This is a genomic window from Burkholderia sp. Tr-20355 (assembly GCF_017104685.1).
Classification (GTDB): Bacteria; Pseudomonadota; Gammaproteobacteria; order Burkholderiales; family Burkholderiaceae; genus Burkholderia; species Burkholderia seminalis.
The window spans coordinates 1-7,286 of sequence record NZ_JAAGPK010000259.1 but is presented as its reverse complement, the minus strand read 5'-3'; the positions used below and the strand labels follow the sequence as shown (position 1 = coordinate 7,286).

Annotated in this window: 6 protein-coding genes and 1 riboswitch; of the genes, 2 read left to right on the top strand and 4 right to left on the bottom strand. The window is 70.1% G+C overall.

The genetic code is table 11. The features are described from left to right. A partial coding sequence (locus tag G3N62_RS33470; protein ID WP_277399662.1) for a 2'-5' RNA ligase family protein occupies positions 1-251 on the top strand: 251 nt, incomplete at its 5' end. A gap of 109 nt (positions 252-360) precedes the next feature. Here the strand turns inward: G3N62_RS33470 and G3N62_RS33465 are convergent. From G3N62_RS33465 to G3N62_RS33450, 4 genes are all read right to left on the bottom strand, one after another. Then, a complete protein-coding gene (locus G3N62_RS33465) occupies positions 361-1,644 on the bottom strand; it encodes a D-amino acid dehydrogenase (RefSeq protein ID WP_049030990.1) in 1,284 nt (427 codons plus the stop codon). Between the two features lie 25 nt (positions 1,645-1,669). After that, positions 1,670-2,932, bottom strand: a complete 1,263-nt coding sequence (locus tag G3N62_RS33460) for an MFS transporter (RefSeq protein ID WP_124670921.1) — start codon at positions 2,930-2,932, stop codon at positions 1,670-1,672. Between the two features lie 123 nt (positions 2,933-3,055). Continuing rightward, the gene (locus G3N62_RS33455; protein ID WP_124609862.1) at positions 3,056-3,820 is read right to left on the bottom strand and encodes an SDR family oxidoreductase; all 765 of its coding nucleotides are present in this window, start codon (positions 3,818-3,820) and stop codon (positions 3,056-3,058) included. Next, on the bottom strand, positions 3,817-5,586 hold the full coding sequence (locus G3N62_RS33450; RefSeq protein WP_034189827.1) for an ABC transporter ATP-binding protein/permease: 1,770 nt from the start codon (positions 5,584-5,586) through the stop codon (positions 3,817-3,819). Before G3N62_RS33450 ends, G3N62_RS33455 begins: the two co-directional genes overlap by 4 nt. A gap of 269 nt (positions 5,587-5,855) precedes the next feature. After that, positions 5,856-5,979: riboswitch (TPP riboswitch) on the top strand. A 225-nt stretch (positions 5,980-6,204) separates the two neighbouring features. Between G3N62_RS33450 and G3N62_RS33445 the strand changes: the two genes are divergently transcribed. After that, positions 6,205-7,286 (top strand): FAD-dependent oxidoreductase (locus G3N62_RS33445; RefSeq protein ID WP_206141456.1); only part of this gene is annotated, 1,082 nt, incomplete at its 3' end.

Here is a 7,286-nt window from a genome sequence, read left to right as displayed (position 1 = left end):
GGTTGTCGGCGGTGCTGCGCGAACTCGGCGTGCCGGCCGACCGGCGGCCGTTCCGCCCGCACGTGACGCTCGCGCGGCTGCCGCATGACGCGGTCGGCCAGCCCGCGCACGGCGGCGCGCCGGGGCGACAGGTCGTGCTGCGTGTCGACGCGCTGACGCTGTTCGAAAGCCGGCTGTCGCACGAAGGCGTGTCGCATCGGCCGATCGCGTCGGCGCCGGTTGCGTGCGCGGATGGTCACGCCGCGCGCTGAGCGGTTTCCGCGATGCGGGGCGAAGGCCGGCCATCATCGACAGCTCGCCGGACAAACCGTCTGGACCCGATGGGGCGACGCCGCCGCCCGACGTCCGGCCTGCTGCGTTCTAACGTCGGTAGCGCGCGAGCGTCAGGCCGGACAGATCGATCTCCGGCTCGTGTCCGGTGACGAGGTCCGCCAGCACCTTCCCCGAACCCATCGACATCGCCCAGCCCGTCGAGCCGTGGCCGACGTTGAGCCAGAGCCCGTCGATCCCGCTGGCGCCCAGCAGCGGAGGCCCGTCGGGCGTCATCGGCCGGCGGCCGACCCAGAAGCGCGCCGAGGCCCGATCGGCGGCCGCCGGAAACCAGTCGTCGAGCACCTTCATCAGCGTATCGAGCGCCTGCTGACGCAGCGCCGCGCGCCGGTTGCCGAGTTCCGCGGTGCCCGCGACGCGCAGCGTCGGGCCGAAGCGCGTGATCGCCGTCTTCAGTGATTCGTCCATCAGCGCGGCGCACGGCGCTTTTTCCTCGTCGACGACTTCGAGCGTGGCGGAATAGCCTTTCACCGGATACAGCGGCACGTCGATTCCATGCGGCCGCAGCAGGCCGGCGCTGTCGACGCCAAGCGCGACGACGATCGCGTCGGCGGCGAGCATCGCATCGCGTGGCGTGGCATCGCCCGCCGCGCGCGAATCGACCCGCACGCCGCGCACCTTGCCGCCCGCGACGTCGAGCGCGCGGATCTCGGTGCGAAAGCGGAACGTCACGCCGTTCGCCTCGCACAGCGCCCGCAGTTCGCGCGTGAAGCGGGCGCAGTCGCCGGCTTCGTCGTCGGGCAGGTAGATGCCGCCGACGGGCGCCTGCCGCGCCCAGCGCAGGCCCGGCTCGATCGCCGTGCAGCCGGCCGCGTCGAGTTCGCGAAACGCGATGCCGGCGTCGCGCAGCACCTTCAGCGCGGGCTGCACCATCTCGACGTCGAACGCGCCGCGCAGCAGTTGCAGGTAGCCGCGGCTCGCGCCGTAGTCGAACGGATAACGCTCGCGAAACGCATGCAGGCATGCGCGGCTGTAATACGCGACGCGCTGCATCCGCTGCTTGTTCACGCGGAACCGTTCGAACTCGCATTCGCGCAGCCAGCGCGCGATCCAGCGCCACTGCGCGGCATCGAGCGTCGGCCGGAAGATCAGCGGCGACGCGGGCTTGAACAGGTACTTGAGGATCTTGCCGGGCATCCCGGGCGCTGCCCACGGCGTCACGTAGCCGGGCGCGATCACGCCCGCGTTGCCGAGGCTCGTCGCTCGCGCGACGTCGGCCTCGCGTTCGATCACGGTGACGTCGCAGCCTGCTTCGCGCAGGTGCCAGGCGGTGGTGACGCCGATCACGCCGGCGCCCAGAACGATCACGTGCATGCGGTTTCCTGGGCGAAGCAGTTGATCACGACGCGACGGCCGGATCGTCGACGAGCGACTTGCCGCGCGTTTCCGGCAGCACGAGCGCGGCGACGATCACGAGCAGGTAGCCGCCGCCCGCCACGAGGCCGATCGCCTTCACGAGCGACATCGACTGCGACAGCGCGCCGACGAGGATCGGGAAGAACGAGCCGAGCCCGCGGCCAAGGTTGTAGCAGAAGCCCTGGCCCGAGCCGCGGATCGCGCCCGGATACAGTTCCGACAGGTACGCGCCGACGCCCGCGAAAATCCCCTGCACGACGATGCCGAGCGGGAAGCCGAGCAGCAGCATCGCGGTATCGGTGATCGGCAGCATCGTGTATGCCATGCCGAGCGAGAACGAGCCGATCGCGAACAGGATGAACGACGCGCGGCGGCCGAGCCGGTCGGACAGGATCGCGCCGACCACGTAGCCGACGAACGAGCCGACGATCAGCACGACCAGATAGCCGCTCGTGTTGAACACCGACAGGTGGCGGACGGTTTTCAGGTAGGTGGGCAGCCACGTCGTGATCGCGTAGTAGCCGCCGAGCATGCCGGTGCACAGCGCGCTGCCGAACAGCGTCGCGCGCAGGTGCGGCGGCGAGAAGATCTCGAGGAAGTGGCCCGACACGCGGCCCTCGTCGCGCGCGCGGCGCGTGGCCGTGTAGATGTCGGGATCGCTGACGTTGCGGCGGATGTACAGGATCCACAGCGCGGGCGCGATGCCGATCCAGAAGCACGCGCGCCACGCGAGCTGCTCGGGCAGCAGCGCGAAGAATGCCCAGTAGAGGATCGCGGCCGCGCCCCAGCCGAACGACCAGCTGCTCTGCACGGTGCCGACGGCCTTTGCGCGATGCTCGGGCGATCGGATCGTCTCGACCATCATGATCGTCACGACCGACCATTCGCCGCCGAAGCCGAAGCCCTGCAGCGTGCGGGTGGCGAGCAGCTGCCAGAACGAATGCGTGAACCCGGACAGGCACGTGAACAGCGCGAACGTCGCGATCGTCCACTGCAGCACGCGCACGCGGCCGTAGCGGTCGGCGAGGATGCCGGCGACCCAGCCGCCGATCGCCGACGAGATCAGCGAACTCGTCGCGATCATCCCCGCCTCGCTCTTCGACATGCCCCAGGTCGCGATCAGCGTCGGAATCAGGAACGAATAGATCATGAAGTCGAACGCATCGACCGCGTAGCCGCCGAAGCCGGCGTACAGCGTCCGGCGCTCGCGCGTCGACAGTTCGTTGAACCACTGGAATGCCTGCATGCTTGCCGCCCCCTCTCGTCTTGTCTCGCGCTGCCGCGTGGCGGTTATTTTACGGGCGCGGCCCCGCGCGCCAAAAAGGCGGGGACGGGTTCGTGCGGGCAAGGAGGGGGAGGGAAGGACGCGTCAGAGCGTCAGGCCGCCGTCGACGTGAATGACCTGGCCGGTGATCTGCCGCGCCGCATCGGACAACAGGAATGCGATCAGCGCGGCGACATCGTCGGGTTCGGCGATCCGGCCGAGCGGTGTCGCCTGTTCGGCCTGCGCCCACGCGGCGGCGTTGCCGGCGCTCGGGCCGTGGTCCTTGCGCGTGAAGCCCGGCGCGACGGCGTTCACGGTGATGCCGCGCGCGGCGAATTCGGCGGCCGCCGAGCGCACGAGCGATTCGAGCGCGGCCTTCGCGGCGGCGGTCGCCGCGAACGGCGCATCGGCGCGGTAACGGTGCGCGACGAACGAGCTGACCGCGACGATGCGCGGGGCGACCGACGCTTCGAGCAGCGGCCGCGCGCGGCCCGCGAGCGCCGAGAACGCGCCGGGCATCGCCGTGAAGGCGCACGCGAGCGTGTCCGCGGAAAGATCGGAAAAGGATTGCCGCGCGGCGAAGCCGGCGTTCGCGACGAGCTGGTCGAGCCCGCCGAAGCGCGTGGCGGTGGTATCGACGAGCGCGGCGGCAAGACCCGGTTCGCCGAGATCGCCGGTCAGCGTGATGCATTCGGCGCCGGCCGTCGTGCACGCACGGGCGACTTCGGCGAGCCGCGCCCGCGCGGAATCGTCCGCGCCGCGCGCATGCAGCGCCAGCGCGATGCCGGGCGCCGCGAGCCGTCGTGCGAGCGCCGCGCCGATCCCCGCGCCTGCGCCGGTGATCAGCGCGATGCGCGCGCGTGCGCTCACGCGGCGACCTTGTCGCCGGCGTTCGCGCGTTCGACGTTGATCGTGCCGACGTGGAACGCGGCCAGCGACTCGCGGTGCGCGATGCTGACGATCGCGGCCTTCGGCAGCCGTTCGGCGAACAGGTGATACAGGCGTGCCTCGTTGTCGGCGTCGAGCGCGCTGGTGGCTTCGTCGAGGAACAGGAAGTCGGGCTTGTGCAGCAGCACGCGCGCGCCGGCAAGACGCTGCTGCTCGCCGGGCGACAGCACGCGCGTCCAGTGCGCGGTCTCGTCTAGGCGCTCGACGTAATCCTCGAGGCGGCACGCGCGCAGCGCGTCGCGGCAGGCTTCGTCGCTGAACGTGTCGGGTGTCGCCGGATAGGTGAGCGCGGCCTTCAGCGTGCCGATCGGCAGGTAGCTCGTCTGCGGCACGAACATCATCCGCGCGCCGACCGGCGCATCGATCGCACCGTCGCCGAACGGCCACAGGCCCGCGAGCGCACGCATGAACGTGCTCTTGCCGGAACCCGACTTGCCGATCACGAGCCAGCGCGAGCCCGGCTCGATCGTCACGTTGCCGATGTCGGCGAGCGCGTTGCCGTTCGGCAGCGCGAGCTTCAGCGCCGACGTCGACAGCTTCGCGTCGTCGATGTAGTGCAGGTTGATGCCGCCGTGCTCGGTCGCGGGCGACAGGCTTTCCTTCAGGTGCGACGTGCCCATCACGCGCTTGAATTCGCGCAGACGGTTGACGGTGGCGCGCCATTCGACAAGGGTCGAGTAGCTGTTGATGAACCACGAGAACGAATCGCTGACGGTGCCGAACGCGGACGAGATCTGCATCAGCACGCCGAACGAGAACGCGCCCGCGAAATAGCGCGGCGCGGCGACGACGAGCGGGAAGATGATCGCGATCTGCCCGTAGAAGCTCAGCACGAACGTCAGCCGCTTCGTGTACTTCATCACGCGCCACCAGTTGTCGCGGATGCGCATGAAGAGGCCCTGCGCGTTGGCCGCCTCGGTCTTCTCGCCGTCGTAGAACGCGATCTGCTCGGCGTTCTCGCGCACGCGGATCAGCCCGAAGCGGAAATCGGCCTCGACGCGCTGCTGCTGGTAGTTGATCGACACCAACGGATGGCCGACCTTCTGGATGATCAGCGAGCCGATCACCGCGTACAGCGCGGCCGCCCACACCATGTAGCCGGGAATCGAGATCGGCGTCGCGCCGAGCGTGAACGTCAGCGCGCCGGCGAGCGACCACAGGATCGTGATGAACGACACGAGCGTGACGACCGTCGACAGCAGGTCGAGCGACAGCGCGAGCGTCGTGGTCGCGAACGATTGGAGGTCGTCGGTGATCCGCTGGTCGGGGTTGTCCGCGAGGCGGTCGCGTTCGATCCGGTAGAACGCGCGATCGCCGAGCCACTGGCCGAGGAAGCGGTCGGTGAGCCACTGGCGCCAGCGGAAGCCGAGCAGCTGCCGCAGGTAGCGGCCGTACACCGCGAGGATGATGAACGCGAACGCGAGCGCGGAGAACTGCATCAGCAGATTCGGGAAGTCGTGGACGTCCTTCGACTGCAGCGCGTTGTAGAACTCGGCGTTCCACTTGTTCAGCCGGACGTTGATCCAGACCACGCAGAGGTTGATCGCGATGATCGTGACCAGCAGGCCCCACGCGATTTTCCATTCGGACGATACCCAGTAGGGCTTGATGAGGCTCCATGCGGATACCGGGCGCTCGTCCTGCGGCGCGTCGGAGGCGGAGCGGACGGGATCGATCGATTGGGTCATGTGCTTCCTGATGAGTAGCCGGCGCGCGGGCCGGGCGAAGCCGGGCGCGCGCCGCGATACGGCATGCCGGGGCGCGGCGCCGACGGACGGCGGGCGCAGCGATGGTCGCCCGCGCGTCTTAAACGGCGCTTAAGGGCCGGCGGTGACGCGGCAACCGGCCGCTCGCGCGGCCGGCCTGCGGGCATTGTGCCAGAGCGGCGCGGGCCGACGGGGAATTTGCCCCACGGGGACAGTTTGCGGCGCTTTCGGCTTTTATGGTCTAATGGCCGACGACGAAACAGGGGTGCTTCGTGGCGTGGCCGGCGGATGTTCCGGGCGGCGCGGCGAGGCTGAGAAAAACCCTTTGCACCCGATCCGGGTAATACCGGCGAGGGAAGTTTCTGATCCCGCCGGGCCGCGCTGGCCGCCATCCCATATGGTCAGCGCCCGAGTCCCGCCCGGCCGGCCTTTGCTGCCGGTTTCGTCCTTTTGGGTACGCGCATTGCGCGTTACGGAAGGAATGATGACCGCACAATCTTCAGTCTTTTGCTTGATTCCCGCCCCGATGCCGCATGCGTTCGCATGTGGCGGCGCGCGCGCGTCGACGCTCGTCGTGCGTATTCGCGCGGAGGGCGCGCGATGAACGTCCAGGATGCACGGCCCGATTTCGCGGTGCTCGGCGGCGGCCTCGTCGGCCGCCTGATCGCGTGGCGGCTCGCGGGCGACGGGCATCGCGTCGCGCTGTACGAGCGCGGCGGCCCGGACGGCGAGCAGTCGGCTGCCTGGATCGCGGCCGCGATGCTCGCGCCGCTCGCGGAAGCGGCGAGCGCGGAACGGCTGATCACCGAGCTCGGCGCCGCGTCGCTCGAACGCTGGCCGCAATGGCTCGCGGAACTGCCCGAACCCGTTTTTTTCCAGCATCACGGCACGCTCGTCGTCTGGCACCACGCGGACCGTGCGGAGGCGCCGCTGTTCGAGCGGCGGGTGCGCGCGAACGCGCCGGCCGACCTGCTCGACGGCGGTTTCGTGACGCTCGCCGGCGCGCAGGTCGATGCGGCCGAGCCCACGCTCGCGGGCCGTTTCGCCCGCGGCCTGCTGCTGCCGCGCGAAGGGCAGCTCGACAATCGCCAGGCGCTGCGCGCGCTGGCGGCCGGCCTCGCCGAACGCGGCGTCGATCTCCGCTGGCACGTCGCGATCGACGATGCCAACCTGCCCGCCGCGCATTTCACGATCGATTGCCGCGGGCTCGGCGCGAAATCCGCGCTGCCCGCGCTGCGCGGCATCCGCGGCGAAGTCGCGCGCGTGCATGCGCCCGGCATCGGGCTCACGCGGCCCGTGCGGCTGCTGCATCCGCGCTACCCGCTGTACATCGCGCCGAAGCAGGACGATCTCTATGTGATCGGCGCGACCGAGGTGGAGGGCGAGGACATGTCGCCCGTCAGCGTGCGCTCCGCGCTCGAACTGCTGAGCGCGGCGTTCTCCGTGCATCCGGCGTTCGGCGAGGCACGCATTCTCGAACTCAACGCGCAGTGCCGGCCGACGCTGCCCGATCACCGCCCGGCGGTGATCTGGGACGGCGCATCGACACTCGCCGTCAACGGTCTGTACCGGCACGGCTTCATGATTGCGCCGGAAGTCGCGCAGGCAGCCGTCGCGTGCGCGCAAGCCGCGCTCGGCGGCGCGCTGGGCGATGCCGACGCGTTCGCCGCGTGGCGCGACGG